This window comes from Bacillaceae bacterium S4-13-56 (assembly GCA_040191315.1).
Classification (GTDB): Bacteria; Bacillota; Bacilli; order Bacillales; family JAWJLM01; genus JAWJLM01.
The window spans coordinates 20,504-34,711 of sequence record JAWJLM010000027.1 but is presented as its reverse complement, the minus strand read 5'-3'; the positions used below and the strand labels follow the sequence as shown (position 1 = coordinate 34,711).

Annotated in this window: 15 protein-coding genes and 1 pseudogene; 3 read left to right on the top strand and 13 right to left on the bottom strand. The window is 37.6% G+C overall.

Going from position 1 to position 14,208, the window contains the following annotated elements; all coding sequences use genetic code 11:
• Nucleotide 1: 1 nt before the first annotated feature.
• Entirely contained in the window at nucleotides 2-1,831 is a 1,830-nt protein-coding gene (typA, locus tag RZN25_09005) for a translational GTPase TypA (GenBank protein ID MEQ6376955.1), read from the bottom strand.
• 235 nt (nucleotides 1,832-2,066) lie between these two features.
• Here typA and RZN25_09000 point away from each other — a divergent pair, with 235 nt between their 5' ends.
• Both RZN25_09000 and RZN25_08995 read left to right on the top strand, forming a co-directional pair.
• Nucleotides 2,067-2,552, top strand: coding sequence for a GNAT family protein (locus RZN25_09000; GenBank protein ID MEQ6376954.1), 486 nt, complete (start codon nucleotides 2,067-2,069; stop codon nucleotides 2,550-2,552).
• 56 nt (nucleotides 2,553-2,608) lie between these two features.
• Nucleotides 2,609-3,076: an S-ribosylhomocysteine lyase gene (locus RZN25_08995; GenBank protein ID MEQ6376953.1), complete on the top strand. Its 468-nt coding sequence runs from the start codon at nucleotides 2,609-2,611 to the stop codon at nucleotides 3,074-3,076.
• Nucleotides 3,077-3,132: 56 nt separating this feature from the next.
• Here RZN25_08995 and RZN25_08990 read toward each other — a convergent pair whose 3' ends face one another.
• On the bottom strand, nucleotides 3,133-3,453 hold the full coding sequence (locus tag RZN25_08990; GenBank protein ID MEQ6376952.1) for a helix-turn-helix domain-containing protein: 321 nt from the start codon (nucleotides 3,451-3,453) through the stop codon (nucleotides 3,133-3,135).
• 144 nt (nucleotides 3,454-3,597) lie between these two features.
• Here RZN25_08990 and ytzI point away from each other — a divergent pair, with 144 nt between their 5' ends.
• A complete protein-coding gene (gene ytzI / locus RZN25_08985) occupies nucleotides 3,598-3,756 on the top strand; it encodes a YtzI protein (protein ID MEQ6376951.1) in 159 nt (52 codons plus the stop codon).
• Nucleotides 3,757-3,814: 58 nt separating this feature from the next.
• Here the strand turns inward: ytzI and RZN25_08980 are convergent, their stop codons facing one another.
• The 11 genes and pseudogenes from RZN25_08980 to argC form a co-directional block, all read right to left on the bottom strand.
• A complete protein-coding gene (locus RZN25_08980) occupies nucleotides 3,815-4,066 on the bottom strand; it encodes a hypothetical protein (protein ID MEQ6376950.1) in 252 nt (83 codons plus the stop codon).
• Between the two features lie 582 nt (nucleotides 4,067-4,648).
• Complete coding sequence (locus tag RZN25_08975; GenBank protein ID MEQ6376949.1) at nucleotides 4,649-6,187, bottom strand: FAD-dependent oxidoreductase; 1,539 nt, start codon at nucleotides 6,185-6,187, stop codon at nucleotides 4,649-4,651.
• A 41-nt stretch (nucleotides 6,188-6,228) separates the two neighbouring features.
• A complete protein-coding gene (locus RZN25_08970) occupies nucleotides 6,229-6,471 on the bottom strand; it encodes a DUF1292 domain-containing protein (protein ID MEQ6376948.1) in 243 nt (80 codons plus the stop codon).
• Between the two features lie 107 nt (nucleotides 6,472-6,578).
• Nucleotides 6,579-7,556, bottom strand: coding sequence for an aldo/keto reductase (locus tag RZN25_08965; GenBank protein ID MEQ6376947.1), 978 nt, complete (start codon nucleotides 7,554-7,556; stop codon nucleotides 6,579-6,581).
• 85 nt (nucleotides 7,557-7,641) lie between these two features.
• Nucleotides 7,642-8,033, bottom strand: a pseudogene (locus RZN25_08960) (ATP-binding cassette domain-containing protein).
• Between the two features lie 240 nt (nucleotides 8,034-8,273).
• On the bottom strand, nucleotides 8,274-8,810 hold the full coding sequence (locus tag RZN25_08955) for an NADPH-dependent FMN reductase (protein ID MEQ6376946.1): 537 nt from the start codon (nucleotides 8,808-8,810) through the stop codon (nucleotides 8,274-8,276).
• Nucleotides 8,811-8,909: 99 nt separating this feature from the next.
• Complete coding sequence (gene proC / locus RZN25_08950) at nucleotides 8,910-9,716, bottom strand: pyrroline-5-carboxylate reductase (GenBank protein MEQ6376945.1); 807 nt, start codon at nucleotides 9,714-9,716, stop codon at nucleotides 8,910-8,912.
• 130 nt (nucleotides 9,717-9,846) lie between these two features.
• Nucleotides 9,847-11,001 carry an acetylornithine transaminase gene (locus RZN25_08945; GenBank protein MEQ6376944.1) on the bottom strand — a complete coding sequence of 385 codons (1,155 nt, stop codon included), beginning with the start codon at nucleotides 10,999-11,001 and terminating at the stop codon, nucleotides 9,847-9,849.
• Between the two features lie 10 nt (nucleotides 11,002-11,011).
• On the bottom strand, nucleotides 11,012-11,821 hold the full coding sequence (gene argB / locus RZN25_08940; protein MEQ6376943.1) for an acetylglutamate kinase: 810 nt from the start codon (nucleotides 11,819-11,821) through the stop codon (nucleotides 11,012-11,014).
• Between the two features lie 11 nt (nucleotides 11,822-11,832).
• The gene (argJ, locus tag RZN25_08935; protein MEQ6376942.1) at nucleotides 11,833-13,065 is read right to left on the bottom strand and encodes a bifunctional ornithine acetyltransferase/N-acetylglutamate synthase; all 1,233 of its coding nucleotides are present in this window, start codon (nucleotides 13,063-13,065) and stop codon (nucleotides 11,833-11,835) included.
• A gap of 18 nt (nucleotides 13,066-13,083) precedes the next feature.
• On the bottom strand, nucleotides 13,084-14,121 hold the full coding sequence (gene argC / locus RZN25_08930; protein ID MEQ6376941.1) for an N-acetyl-gamma-glutamyl-phosphate reductase: 1,038 nt from the start codon (nucleotides 14,119-14,121) through the stop codon (nucleotides 13,084-13,086).
• Nucleotides 14,122-14,208: the final 87 nt, after the last annotated feature.

Here is a 14,208-nt window from a genome sequence, read left to right as displayed (position 1 = left end):
CTTATTGATATTGTTTTTTCTTAGCTGCTTTTTCTCTTTCATTTTTATTAAGAAGTTTCTTTCTAAGTCTAATGGACTCAGGAGTAACCTCACAGTATTCATCTTCATTTAAATACTCAATAGCTTGTTCCAATGAAAGAATTCTTGGTTTCTTAATAACTGATGTTTGGTCCTTATTTGCAGATCGAACGTTAGTTAATGCTTTTTCTTTTATAATATTAACGGTTAAATCATTATCACGATTATGTTCTCCAACAATCATTCCTTCGTAAACCTCTGTACCAGGTTCTACGAAGATTGTTCCTCTATCTTCAAGGGCCATAATACTATAAGTGGTGGTTTTTCCACGATCAAGGGAGACAAGAACACCTTGCCTGCGTCCTCCTACTTGACCTGGAACAACAGGTTCATATCCATCAAAGGTATGATTCAATATTCCATATCCCCTTGTTTGTGACAGGAATTCGGTCGAATATCCAATTAGCCCACGAGAAGGCACTTTGAATTCTAATCGAACTTGGCCGTTCCCATGATTAATCATATCAAGCATTTCACCTTTTCGTGAACCTAGTGATTCCATAACTGAACCAGTATGTTCTTCTGGCACATCTACTTGTACTCTTTCTACCGGCTCACATTTCACACCATCAATTTCACGATAAATAACCTCAGGCTTTGAAATTTGTAGTTCATAACCTTCACGTCTCATGTTCTCAATCAAGATAGATAAATGAAGTTCACCACGGCCTGAAACCGTCCATGCATCAGGTGAATCAGTTGGATCTACACGAAGACTTACATCCGTTTCTAATTGCAGCATCAAGCGCTCTTCAATTTTACGAGAAGTTAGATATCTACCTTCTCTCCCTGCAAATGGACTATTATTCACTAGGAAAGTCATTTGTAGAGTTGGTTCATCAATACGCAACAATGGTAAAGGGTCAGGATGATCGACAGGACAAATCGTTTCTCCTACGTTTATCCCTTCCATTCCAGCAATAGCTACGATATCCCCTGCTTGGGCTTCTTGAACTTCAGTTCTCTTCAATCCTATAAAACCAAACAATTTGGTCACTCGGAAAGGTTTAGACGATCCATCCTTTTTCATCAAAAGAACTTGTTGTCCGACTTTGATCTTTCCACGGAATACTCGGCCAATTCCGATTCGACCAACGTATTCATTATAATCTAATAACGTAACTTGAAATTGTAATGGCTCATCTGCATTGTTTAATGGTGCAGGTATCGTATCCATAATCGTTTCTAGGATAGGAGACATCGTTTCTTGCTGCTCCTTTGGTTGGTAACCTGAGGTGCCTTGTAAAGCTGAAGCATAAACGACTGGAAACTCCAACTGATCTTCGTTTGCTCCTAATTCAATAAACAAGTCAATAACTTCATCCACTACTTGTTCTGGTCTTGCATTTGGTCGATCTATTTTATTTAATACAACGATAGGTGTTAACTCTTGCTCAAGAGCCTTCTTAAGAACAAATCGTGTTTGAGGCATACAACCTTCAAAAGCGTCAACGACTAGTAAAACGCCATCTACCATTTTCATGATTCGTTCGACTTCTCCACCAAAATCGGCATGTCCAGGTGTGTCTAGTATATTAATACGTGTGTCATTATAATGAATGGCTGTATTTTTGGCTAAGATTGTGATTCCACGTTCCCTTTCCAATGCATTTGAATCCATTGCACGATCATCAACATGCTCATTTTCACGAAAGGTTCCTGAATCTTGTAACAGTCGATCCACTAAAGTCGTTTTCCCGTGGTCAACGTGGGCAATAATCGCAATATTTCTTATATCATCACGACGTTCCATGATTAACTCGCTCCTCTATGTTTCACTTAGCCTTTTTGGCCAACTTGTTTATTATAACATATTTCCTATTAAAAACATCAAAACTTTCTCTAAAGCTCCAAAAAGACATTGTTTTTCATATTGTTACCAATCCTATTTCACTCATGTATGATCTTCTTTTTCTCTTGCATTTTAATTTGGTAATATTGTGGAATGGAGCAATAATAGAGGAACACAACGGAAAGGTTGTTATAAAATGATGATTTCAAAAATGACAGAGCCCTATGCAAAAGATATATTCAATTGGAAATATAAAGCACCTTATGATTTGTACAACTCAACGGAAAGCGAAGAAAATTTGAAGGAATTATTAGATGGTAGTTATTATGCGGTTTTTAATTCAGAGAAATCACTCATTGGCTTTTTTTGTTTTGGTCCAAACGCCCAGGTTCCAGTGGGTAGAACATTAGGACTTTATAAAGATTCTTCCTATCTTGATATTGGCCTTGGAATGCTTCCTGACCTCACTGGGAGAGGATTAGGTCTCCCGTTTCTTCTTCGAGGACTTGCTTTCGCAGAAAAGGAATTTCAAGCAGAAAAATTCCGGTTAACTGTTGCAACATTTAATCAAAGGGCAATTTCCCTTTATAAAAAGTGTTTCTTTAAGGAAGGCCCTACTTTCCCAACTGATAAATATGATTTCATGATTATGTTTAATGAACACTTCTTCAAAAAGAACTGAACGAATGATTCTAATTTTTATGTTACAATTTTAAGAGAAGTATCATGGATAAGGAGATGGAAACTGTGCCAAAAATGAATGTAGAAAGTTTTAATCTGGATCACACAAAAGTAAAAGCTCCCTATGTAAGATTAGTTGGGGTTACAGAAGGACAATATGGAGACAAAATTTATAAATATGATCTTCGATTCAAGCAACCGAATAAGGAATATATGGCCATGCCAGCTTTACATTCGTTAGAGCATATGATGGCGGAATTTAGTAGAAATCATCATGACCGCATCATTGATATTGGCCCTATGGGATGTCAAACAGGTTTTTACTTAGCTGTTCTTAACGATGACAATTATGACAACATTTTATCCGTTCTTGAAAAGACACTACAAGATGTCCTTGAAGCTACTGAGGTTCCAGCATGTAATGAAGTTCAATGTGGATTTGCTGCCAGCCATAGTTTAGAAGGGGCTAAAGAGCTAGCAAAAGAAATGCTATCCAAAAGGGATGATTGGAAAGAAGTATTTTAATACAAAAGCGGAAGTGAACAACAAAAAGGCAACTACTTTGTTTTAGTAGTTGCCTTTTATTTAGTAAGATCGACCCATTGGTTAGCCCATGATTGGACCTCTTTTAAGGCTGGTGCTAAAGCCTTCCCTTTATCTGTTAAACTATATTCAATACGGACAGGAGTTTCTGGATACACATGTCGCTGAATAATACCTTCTTCCTCTAAGCTTTTTAAGCGGTCAGATAACATCTTCTGACTAATATGTGGAATGTGGTCAGCAATTTCATTGAAACGCATGGCCCCATCTTCAAGTACGTGAATGATTACACCGCTCCAACGTTTTCCCAAGATTTGAAATGCTTTTTCAAACTTAGGACAAAGGGAATGTCCAGCCATTCTGCCCGCCTCCTCTATATTTTCCTCTATTATACTACATTTACTTAGTTACAAAAAGTAACTAACTGAAAAAACACTTTTGACGCTCATTAACAGGTTTCTTATCTTATGATATGATAAGAGTAAAATGAAAAGGGTGTAGTTATGCTTTATATTCTAGTGATAAGTGTTATTGTTGTCTTAGTTATATTGGTCCTCTCTGTTGCGGCTATCTCAAAAGGCTATCAATATAAACATTCCGTAGACCCTTTACCAAAGGACAATCATCAGGAAACCCCACACAAAGGAAAATTTTTAGAATAAAACGGATAAAAGCGCTACATCTAGTAACGCTTTTTTCATTGATTAAAGTTGATTTTCTTTATTCTTCATCGTCCTCATCTAGCTGTTCAAAAAGAGTATCTAAATCCAGTCCCTCATCTTTATGATTAGAGAGAGTAGACATGGTTTTAATTAGTGCTTCTTCTTTTGAAATAAGACTTGTAGCACCATTAAAACTCCATCCTTTTGACTCAACCCATTCAATAAATTCGTCTAAAAACTGTTCATGAGAAACATTTACATCATGGACAGCTCCATCAATCGATACTATATTTTTACGCTGCAGTAACATAGAAAAGGATTTAGGATGTTTACCTGGAAATTTAGCCATGATCTATTCCTCCTTTAGGTGGATATTTCTAGTTTACCATACTTCTCTAGTTTTCTATAGAAGTCTTGTCCTGGCATCTTAACTTTATTTAACTAGCTCATGCTTGGAGGAATAAAGTGAAACTTCAATCAGTGGCCGTCCCCCGCTGATTGTTTGCACCAAAAGGCATGAGCTAAAAGGTCCTTGAACCAATCGGACATATACAGGCTGTTTATCCCCCACCTACCCTTTTCGTTTCACTTAAGACTTGAGTGGGGTATTACCCCCATAAAAATAAAACATTAAATTCTTCATCCCTGTTGGTTAAGCTTGCTTCATGGTTGGCTGCCCGTTCATGCGCGACAAATAGAGGCATAAAACCTAATTCAAGGTTATGGGCATAATAATCAGTTATATTTTTATAAAAACTCGAGACGTATTTGTTACTAAGATTAGAAAACTGTGGCATACGCCAAGCTTTATGGACGCTGCACTTATGCAGATAGGAAAGTTTTATGCTTTCCTATCTGCCAATAGAAAAGCGTGTTGTCAAAGTCTACACGCTTAAAATGGTTGAATCGGATCGAGGCCTTTCGTTGCTGGACCCTCTATTACTTCTCCATCAATATCATACCGTGACCCATGACAAGGACAGTCCCAAGTATGTTCACCATTATTCCACTCTACTTCACATCCCATATGAGAACATGTGGTATCTACAAAATGAAGTATTCCTTCCTCATCTCGGTATGCCCCACATTTCTTTTCATTTACTTGAACAAGGTCACCCTCCCCCTTTTTCAAGTCTCCGGGAGTTTTTAAAGGTTTCTCCAGTTTACCAGTTATAAAACGTTTTGCTACATGTAGATTTTGCTTAAGGAGATGACGAAGACTCGGATCTGCAACAAAACGAGAGGGAGAAAACAAATTAGCATAAGGATTTTGATTTTCTAACACTAAATCCGATAAAAGTTGTCCTGCCAAAGTTCCTGAGGTCATACCCCATTTTTTGTACCCAGTCGCAAGAAATACATTGGGTTGATTTTCCGTTAAATGACCAATATAAGGAATTTTATCTAATGTTTCTAAATCCTGTGCCGACCATTTGTATGGGATCTCTATTTCCCCAAAAACATCTTTTCCAAAAGCCTCTAATGCTTGATAATGAGCTTTTGTATCTTCATCATGTCCCGTTTTATGATTTTCCCCACCAATTAGTATGAGATCTTCCCCACCTACTTTGGTAGATCGAAGGGATCGACTTGGCTTTTCAGCGTTAATATACATGCCACCTGGAAATTCTTGATTTGCTTTGACTCCTAATATATATGACCTAGAAGCATTCATCCTAGCAAAATAAAACCCTATCTTATCGTAAAATGGGAAGTGTGTGCAGATTAGTACCTTCGATGATTTTAATCTTTTCCCATTTTCTAAAATCACAAAAGCACTGTCCCTGTCCTCATGAATATCCACTGCCGTACTATTTTCAAATATTTCTCCACCCTGTTCAGTGATCTGATCTGCAATTTTTCTAAAATATTTGAGGGGGTGAAATTGAGATTGACCATGCATGATAATTGCATTTTTAATTGGGATGTTAAAAGGTATCTCATATGTTAAAGACCCAGGAATCCCTATTTGTTCATAAGCTTTCATTTCTTTTTCGATTTTTTCTTTGTACTTCTCCGTAGTTGAATATACATAGGCATCCTCATCAGAAAAATCACATTCGATATTTTCTTCTTGAATCGTTTGTTTTATAAAATCTCTTGCATCCATATGTGCATTATAATATTTTTTGGCTAGATTTTTCCCAAAATGTTGAATAAGTTCGTCATAAAACAGTCCATGTTGAGCTGTAATTTTTGCAGTAGTATGCCCTGTTGTGCCATTTAAGATTCGGTCTGCTTCAATCACAACTACTTTTTTACCTTTCTTGCTCAAAATGTAAGCTGCGGTTAACCCTGAAATACCTCCTCCAACAATTGTGATGTCAGCTGAATCATCTTGAAGAATTTCAGGGTATTTGGGGAATGTCACACTTTCTCTCCAATAGGGTTCTGGTGCATGTGGTTGGGAGTTAGAGGCATTCTGCTTCATCTGTAATGGACCTCCTCTGTTGTAATGTCCTAAGTATTTATTTACTTTTCTTCTTTTAATGCCTCTTCATAAGCACTCATAATTTGATCAATCTCACTATCCGAAACTTGTTCAAGCATTTGGTATCCATCATCATCTACAAGCTTCCTGATCTCAAGATCATCCGCTTCAGAAAATAAGATATATGAATTTCCATTCATTTCGATAATAGCGTCAACCTCATACTCCTCTTCATTTCCTTCTTCATCCTCTATAATGATATACTCTACTACTTCTTCTTGCATATTATCTTCCTCCTATTCTATAGTTTCTTCTTATCATGCCCAAAATCGAAACAAGAATATAATTTATAGCTAATAGTACATAAAAAACGTAGGGAAATTCCCTACGTTTAATAAGCTCCTCTTATATGTTGATGTACTTCCGTTAGATAGAAATCTTTAAGCTTTTTCATTTCTTCTTCTGAAAATGGAGGAACATCCAGTGACTTTAAATTATCCTCCACTTGTTTTACATTTTTAAATCCTGGTATAACGCTTGTAACGGAATCATGATCCAGAATCCAGCGTAAGGCCGCCCTTGTCATGTTTCCTCGATCATGACTAATCCAGGATAATTTATCACTTAATTCCACCCCTTTTGAAAATTCAACACCTGCGAACGTCTCGCCGACATTAAAGGCTTGTCCATCTCGGTTAAAATTTCGGTGGTCATTTTCTTCAAAACGAGTATCTCCAGAAAACTTACCTGTTAATAAACCACTAGCAAGGGGAACACGAGCCAAAATCCCAACCCCATTTTCTTTTGCTAAAGGAAAAAGTTTTTCTAACGGTTTCTGTCTAAAGATATTAAAAATGACTTGAAGAGCTTTTACATTTGGATTTTCTAAACAGAATAATCCTTCTTCTACCGTTTCCACACTTACTCCATAGTATCGAATTTTCCCTTCCTGCTGAAGCTTATCAAGAACTTCGAAAACCCTTCCATCTTTCAAGATTTCAAAAGGTGGACAATGGATTTGATATAAATCAACCCGTTCCCTTTGTAAACGTTTAAGACTTCCCTCTAAATAGCTTCTCACCTGTTCTTCAGAATAGTTTTTTGGGTCAAAAATGTCCCCTGCACGGCAAAACTTTGTGGCAATATAAATGTCATCTTCTTTTCCCTTTGTCGCTTTAGCTAAAAGTTCCTCACTATGGCCACTTCCATAAACATCAGCTGTATCAAAGAAGTTTACTCCCGCTTCCATGGCACGAGAAAGCCCATCTATGGCTTCTTGATCATTTGATTTTCCCCAGTCACCACCAATTCCCCAAGTACCAAAGCTAAGCTCACTTATTTCTAGTTCTCCTAGTTTTCGGTATTTCATGAAAACCAAATCCTTTCCATTATGATATCTACATATTAGTATAATGACTGAATAAAGAAAAAGCACGGAATAACTGTTCTCTCTTTTACAATACTTCACTTAAAAACTCTTGGGTTCTTGGATTCTGAGGGTTATTGAAAATATTTTCCGGATGATCCTCTTCCATAATAATTCCTTCATCCATAAAGATGACTCGATCAGCAACTTCACGAGCAAATCCCATTTCATGAGTGACATCTACCATAGTCATCCCTTCCTTTGCCAAATCCTTCATTACACTTAACACATCTCCAACAAGTTCTGAATCTAGAGCTGGCGTTGGTTCATCGAAAAGCATAATTTTCGGATTCATGGCTAGAGATCTTGCAAGGCCGCTCGCTGCTTCTGTCCGCCAGATAAACTGTCAGGATTGGCGTCTGCTTTATCACTGAGTCCCACTTTTTCTAAAAGCAGTAACGTGATTTCTTTAGCTTCATCACTATAATTTGTCTGTTTATATACAATTTCTCTTAATAAGAAAAGTGCAAGCGCCCCTCGAAACAAGAAAAGCACTTGTTTCTGCGTAGTAGCTCAAAGTAGCTTTCCTTCGTGCGATTACTAGGGGCAAAAGCTTCGAAGATTATTCGATGAAGCTTTTTCGCTGAAGCTAGACAAATTTTATACTTTCTGGTTATCTTGCAAAAAAAGCATTGGTCCTAGAAAATGGACCAATGCTTTTTAATTACTTAATTTTGTTTGCAGAAAAACTAATTCTTCTGCTAACCGATCTAGCCTTTCACTTACATTTTCATCAACAATTTCATTCTTATCATTAAAAGCTCCACTTGTCACAAAAACACTTGTTGGACAGACAATCGCTTTAAAGAAAGACAAAATAGGCTTTAATTGATTTTCGGCCACTAAAGCGTGCCGTTCTGTTCCGCCATTTGTCACCATCGCGACAACCTTGGATTCAAAGACACTCATAGGCAAATGATCAAACAAATTTTTCAGTACTCCAGGAATTGATGCCTGATAAATCGGTGCACCAACCACAAAAAAGTCGGCATCAACAATTTTTTTTATAATTGTTTTTGTATCATCATTATATTGATCAGATGGTCTTCCATCGATGATCTCTACTTTATAATCCTTCATGTCGATTAGCTCAACTTCTATATCTGCTCCTAATTTTTCAGAACGTTTTATGACCTCATCCACTAATATAGCGGTTTTGGACCCCATAATCGCGCCAGATAATCCAACTAACTTCAAAACTGTGACCCTCCTTCATTTCCATTCCACACCTCATATTATCATGAGACAGGCTTCTCTCTCAAATAATTAGACTGACGAATTGCGGTATAATAGTAATTACGAGCCAATTCCTTTCGTTTTTCTTGTACAACGCTCCATCGCCTGAATGACTGATGACCGAAAATGATTTTTCTCAAGCTCAGCCACCGCTTCAATCGTTGCTCCTCCAGGGGTACATACTTGATCCTTTAACACTCCTGGATGCTCGCCACTATCCAACACCATTTTTGCTGCACCTAAAACAGCTTGTGCTGCTATACGATAGGCCTGTTCTCGCGGGATTCCTTGAAGAACACCACCATCAGCTAAGGCTTCAATAAACATATAAACATAAGCTGGCGATGATCCACTTATCGCGGGTATGGAATCCATTAAGACCTCAGAAATAACTTCCGTTCTCCCAAAACTTTGTAGGATTTCACTAACAGTCTCTAATTCATGATCAGATACTTTGTCATTCGAACAAAAAACAGTCATACCTTCTTGAACAAATGCAGGAGTGTTCGGCATCGTCCTTACGAGTTTGACAGTTTGTCCAACAGCTTGTTCCATATCCTTTAAAGTTACCCCTGCAGCAATGGAAATCAATATTGAGTTTTTTTTAAGGGAAGGTTTAATTTCCTTAAGAATACTTGCATACTCATCTGGCTTAACTGCTAAGAAAACAATGTCTGCAAAGCAAACTACATCCATGTTACTTAATGTAGTATTTACTTGATATAATTCCTGAACCTTTTTCATCGTAGTTGTAGATCGTGTACTTACGACGACTTGTTGCTGTGAAGTTATTCCAGAACTCATTATTCCAGACAATATTGCTTGCCCCATTTTCCCGCACCCAATAAATCCTATTTTTTTATCCATAATTTTCTCCTTTAGCTTAATATTGATTCATTATACTTGAAAATGTATAGGCAACCAAAAAAAGCGCCTTTAGCTTAAACAGTCAAAGGCGCTTTTCTCTATGAAAAAAATTATCTGCTTTCTCCTAATTTTACATAAAAATATCTTTCATGACAGAAAGAAATTGATCCATCTCTTTCTTGTTAGTAGTTAACGGGGGGAGGATCCTCACTACATTTGGTCCTGCAGGAAGCACTAACAACTTGTTTTCACGAGCTTTTTGAACAAATGAAAGAGCATCGGTTTTGACAACTATACCTAAAAATAACCCCTTACCTCGTATTTCCTTAATATCATCAGAGTGGGAAGCTAAAACCTTTAGATTTTCCAATAAGTATTCCCCACTTTTCAACGCCTGCTTTGGTATATTTTCTTGAATCATATATTCAAGTGTCGATAATCCTGCTGTTACCGCTAGCGGATTTCCCCCAAATGTACTCCCATGACTTCCTGGATCAAAGGCTTTAGCAACATGACTTTTTGCAAGCATTGCTCCAATAGGAAAACCAGATCCTAGCCCTTTGGCTAAGGTGAGTACATCCGGTTCAATTCCATATTGTTCATAGGCAAAGAGCGTTCCCGTTCTCCCCATCCCTGTTTGGATTTCATCAACCATTAGTAGAATGTCATGTTTTTGACATAGATCAGAAAGTTTATGGACCCATTGAGGGTCTGCTGGAACCACTCCACCTTCCCCCTGAACGAGTTCAAGTATGACAGCGCAGGGTTTAATAGTAGCAAGTTCATCTAACGACTGTAAATCGTTATAAGGCAAATGATAAAATCCTTCTAACAAAGGATAAAACCCCTTTTGAATCTTTTCCTGTCCAGTTGCTGATAAAGTAGCCATTGTACGACCATGAAAAGATTGAGTAAAACTGATAATTTCAAAACTATCATTTTTTTTCACTGTTTGAGCATATTTCCTCGCTATTTTAATGGCAGCTTCATTTGCCTCTGCTCCACTATTACAAAAAAACACCTCATCTGCACAGCTGTTCTCGATTAACACTTGGGCCAACAACTGTTGTTTTGGAATATGATAAAGATTGGAACAATGCCATAATTGTTGTAGCTGCTCTACTAGTTGTTCTTTTACGACATCCGGAACATGCCCCAAATTACATGTTGCAATACCCGAAGTATAATCTAAATATTTGTTCCCTTCTTCATCCCAAACATAACTTCCCTTTCCCTTGACTAAGGAAAGAGGAAAACGCCCATAAGTTGACATGACAGGGAACATATCTAATGTTTTACTGGTAGACAATTTGACTCTCCTCTCCTACCACTATTTTTGTACCCACCTTTTTACCAAGACAATAATCGACTAGACTGTTGTCATTCATCCCGTTCACAATTGTAACCTCAGGGACTCCTTTCAATAATGCATCAATAGCCGAGTTTACTTTTGGTATCATACCATCACGAATAACCCCATCTTTAATAAGTTCTTCTGCCTGATTTTTTGTGATGCTATCAAGAATGACTTTTTCTCCATCCTTCCATGAAAAAATCCCATCAATATTACTCACCATACACAGATTGGCTTTTAAGGATTTCGCAACAGCTGCAGCTGCCGCATCACCATTAATGTTATACCTTTGCCCATCCCCACTAATGCCCAAAGGTGAAACGATTGGAATATAGCCGGTTTTGATGATTTGAGTGAGAAGATTAGTTTTCACCTCAACGACCTCTCCTACAAATCCCAGCTTGGAATTGTTGGATACAGGCTTTGCTCTTAAAAAACCTCCATCCACCCCACTAATACCGAACGCAGATCCTCCAACCTTTAAGAATTTGCGAACAATTTTTTTGTTCACTACACCCGTTAATACCATTTCAACTACATCTAACACTTCATTAGAGGTTACACGTAATCCATCAACAAACTCTGTTTTTATTTTAAGAGATTGAAGCATTTCTGAAATAAGTGGGCCTCCTCCATGGACAAGTATCGGAGTCCACTTCCCTGATTTTTTTATCTTAACAATGTTTTCAAAAAAAGATTCAGGTAACTCCTCCAATACACTCCCCCCACACTTAATGACAAGATAGTTCATTGTTCCACCCCTTACGTGCGGTAGGATGCGTTGATTTTTACATAATCATAAGTTAAGTCGCATCCCCAAGCTGTTCCCTCTTGTTGACCCATTCCTAAATCCACCTCAATGATAATGTTTTCTTGCTCTAAGTATTTTTTAGCTTGCTCTTCACTAAATGGAAAAGGCAGCCCATTTTCTACTACTTTAATAGGCCCTAAAAATACTGAGAGATCATTTGGGAGAATGTCCACGTCACTATATCCTACGGCACAAACAATCCTCCCCCAATTAGCATCTGCTCCATAAATAGCAGTCTTTACTAGATTGGAAGATATAACAGTTTTAGCAACTTGCTGAGCATCTTTAATAGAAGCAGAATTTCTCACTTTCACTTCGATTAATTTCGTTGCCCCTTCTCCATCTCTTGCAATTTTTTTTGCTAATGTCTCGCAAACATAGGTAAGCCCTTTTAGGAATGCTTCCCAATCTGGATGATCTGGTGTTAAGCTTTTGTTGTTGGACTGTCCATTCGCCATCACAACCACCATGTCATTAGTACTTGTATCGCCATCTACTGTGATCATATTAAAGGTTTGATTGGTTATCTGTTTTAGCGCCATGGACAAGGAATCCTGATCAATAAAGGCATCTGTAGTGACAAAACCTAGCATAGTAGCCATATTAGGATGAATCATTCCCGAACCCTTAGCTGCCCCACCAATCGTGACTGTTTGCCCATCAATTTCCACTTGAACCGCTATATTCTTTTTTATAGTGTCTGTTGTAAGAATCGATTGTTCAAATTTTTGTACATTTTCATGAACAGGATCCAATATTTTCTGAATCCCTTTTTCTACTTTATCCATAGGAAGCTGAACTCCGATAACACCGGTAGAAGTTACCGCTACATAATGTTCTTTTATACCTAACTCGTTTGCAAAACGATTCCGCATTGCATAGGCATTCTGTAATCCTTCCTCTCCTGTACAGGCATTAGCAATCCCTGAATTAACTAGGATAGCCTGTGTTTTTCCTTCTTTTTTAATACTTTCCTGAGTAACTAAAAGTGGAGCAGCTTGAAAGCGATTTGTTGTATATACTCCTGCTGTTATGGCAGGTGTCAACGATAAGATATAGCCCAAATCTAAACGTTGATGCTTAATTCCACAGTGCATGCCACCTGCTTTGAACCCTTTTGGCGATGTCACACTTCCTTCTTTTAAAACCACGTACTGTTTGTTTGAAACTAGCTGCATTCCCATTCCCCTTTCCCATCCATCCTATGGATAGATTGGTAAATTCATTAACCCTGTACGTACATCCCATCCATTTATAAGATTCATATTTTGAATAGCTTGGCCTGAGGCTCCTTTTACTAGGTTATCGATTACAGCAATCACTGTGACCCTTCCCGAACGCTCATCAGAAAATAAGCCAATATCACAAAAATTACTTCCACTCACTTCCTTTGTCATAGGTAGAACTCCATTTTTTCGTATTCGAACAAATGGATGATCTTGATAAACCTTTTCGTATAAAAATACAAGCTCAGTTGTGCTAATTTTTTTATTTAATTCCGCATAAGCTGTGATCATAATTCCCCGAGTCATCGGTATCAAATGTGTAGAAAAAGAAACGATTACTTTTTTTCCGCTCTCCCAACTAAGTACTTGCTCAATCTCAGGAATATGTTGATGTACACCTAATTTATAAGCTTTCATGTTCTCATTCACTTCAGAAAAATGCGTACCTAATCCTACACTTCGTCCAGCCCCAGAAACCCCCGTCTTTGCGTCAATAATGATAGATTTGAGGTCGATCTGATCATCGGAAATGAGAGGATATAATCCTAGTAATGTTGCTGTTGGGAAACACCCAGGGTTTGCAATCACTTTTGCCTTCCTAATTTCTTTTTCATAGATTTCACTTAAACCATAAACCGCTTGATCGAGTACATCATGAGGTGCAGGAGGTAGATTATACCACTCCTCATAAAGAGCCGGGTCTTTCAAGCGGAAGTCTCCAGATAAGTCAATACAGGTAATATCTTTCTCCATAAACTCCGGTATAAGCCTACTAGTAACTCCTGCAGGGGTAGCAAAAAAAACGAGTTCTACTTTTTTAGATATCTTTTCTATATCCATTTTTTCTAAAGAGATTTCTACTACATCTGTAAGGTGTGGGTACAGCTCGTGTATAGACTTTCCTGCATTAGAATGTGAAATGATTACCTCTATTTCCACAAATGGATGCTGTTGTAATAACCGAATCAGTTCAACTGCCCCGTAACCCGTTCCCCCAACTACTGAAACTTTCAAAAAACCAACTCCTTTTTACAGATAGAAAATCATCTTATTTGAAAGTTTAAATGAATAGCAATAAGTAATATTGTATAATTATAAAAT

What these genes read in the sequence shown, in the direction of transcription:
- proC (MEQ6376945.1), bottom strand. Translation starts at nt 9,716, where the DNA reads ATGGATAAAAAAATAGGATTTATTGGGTGCGGGAAAATGGGGCAAGCA.
- RZN25_08990 (MEQ6376952.1), bottom strand. Translation starts at nt 3,453, where the DNA reads ATGGCTGGACATTCCCTTTGTCCTAAGTTTGAAAAAGCATTTCAAATC.
- typA (MEQ6376955.1), bottom strand. Translation starts at nt 1,831, where the DNA reads ATGGAACGTCGTGATGATATAAGAAATATTGCGATTATTGCCCACGTT.
- argB (MEQ6376943.1), bottom strand. Translation starts at nt 11,821, where the DNA reads ATGAACTATCTTGTCATTAAGTGTGGGGGGAGTGTATTGGAGGAGTTA.
- RZN25_08975 (MEQ6376949.1), bottom strand. Translation starts at nt 6,187, where the DNA reads ATGAAGCAGAATGCCTCTAACTCCCAACCACATGCACCAGAACCCTAT.
- RZN25_08965 (MEQ6376947.1), bottom strand. Translation starts at nt 7,556, where the DNA reads ATGAAATACCGAAAACTAGGAGAACTAGAAATAAGTGAGCTTAGCTTT.
- RZN25_08995 (MEQ6376953.1), top strand. Translation starts at nt 2,609, where the DNA reads ATGGAAACTGTGCCAAAAATGAATGTAGAAAGTTTTAATCTGGATCAC.
- RZN25_08970 (MEQ6376948.1), bottom strand. Translation starts at nt 6,471, where the DNA reads ATGCAAGAAGAAGTAGTAGAGTATATCATTATAGAGGATGAAGAAGGA.
- RZN25_08945 (MEQ6376944.1), bottom strand. Translation starts at nt 11,001, where the DNA reads ATGTTCCCTGTCATGTCAACTTATGGGCGTTTTCCTCTTTCCTTAGTC.
- RZN25_09000 (MEQ6376954.1), top strand. Translation starts at nt 2,067, where the DNA reads ATGATGATTTCAAAAATGACAGAGCCCTATGCAAAAGATATATTCAAT.
- ytzI (MEQ6376951.1), top strand. Translation starts at nt 3,598, where the DNA reads ATGCTTTATATTCTAGTGATAAGTGTTATTGTTGTCTTAGTTATATTG.
- RZN25_08980 (MEQ6376950.1), bottom strand. Translation starts at nt 4,066, where the DNA reads ATGTTACTGCAGCGTAAAAATATAGTATCGATTGATGGAGCTGTCCAT.
- argJ (MEQ6376942.1), bottom strand. Translation starts at nt 13,065, where the DNA reads ATGGGAATGCAGCTAGTTTCAAACAAACAGTACGTGGTTTTAAAAGAA.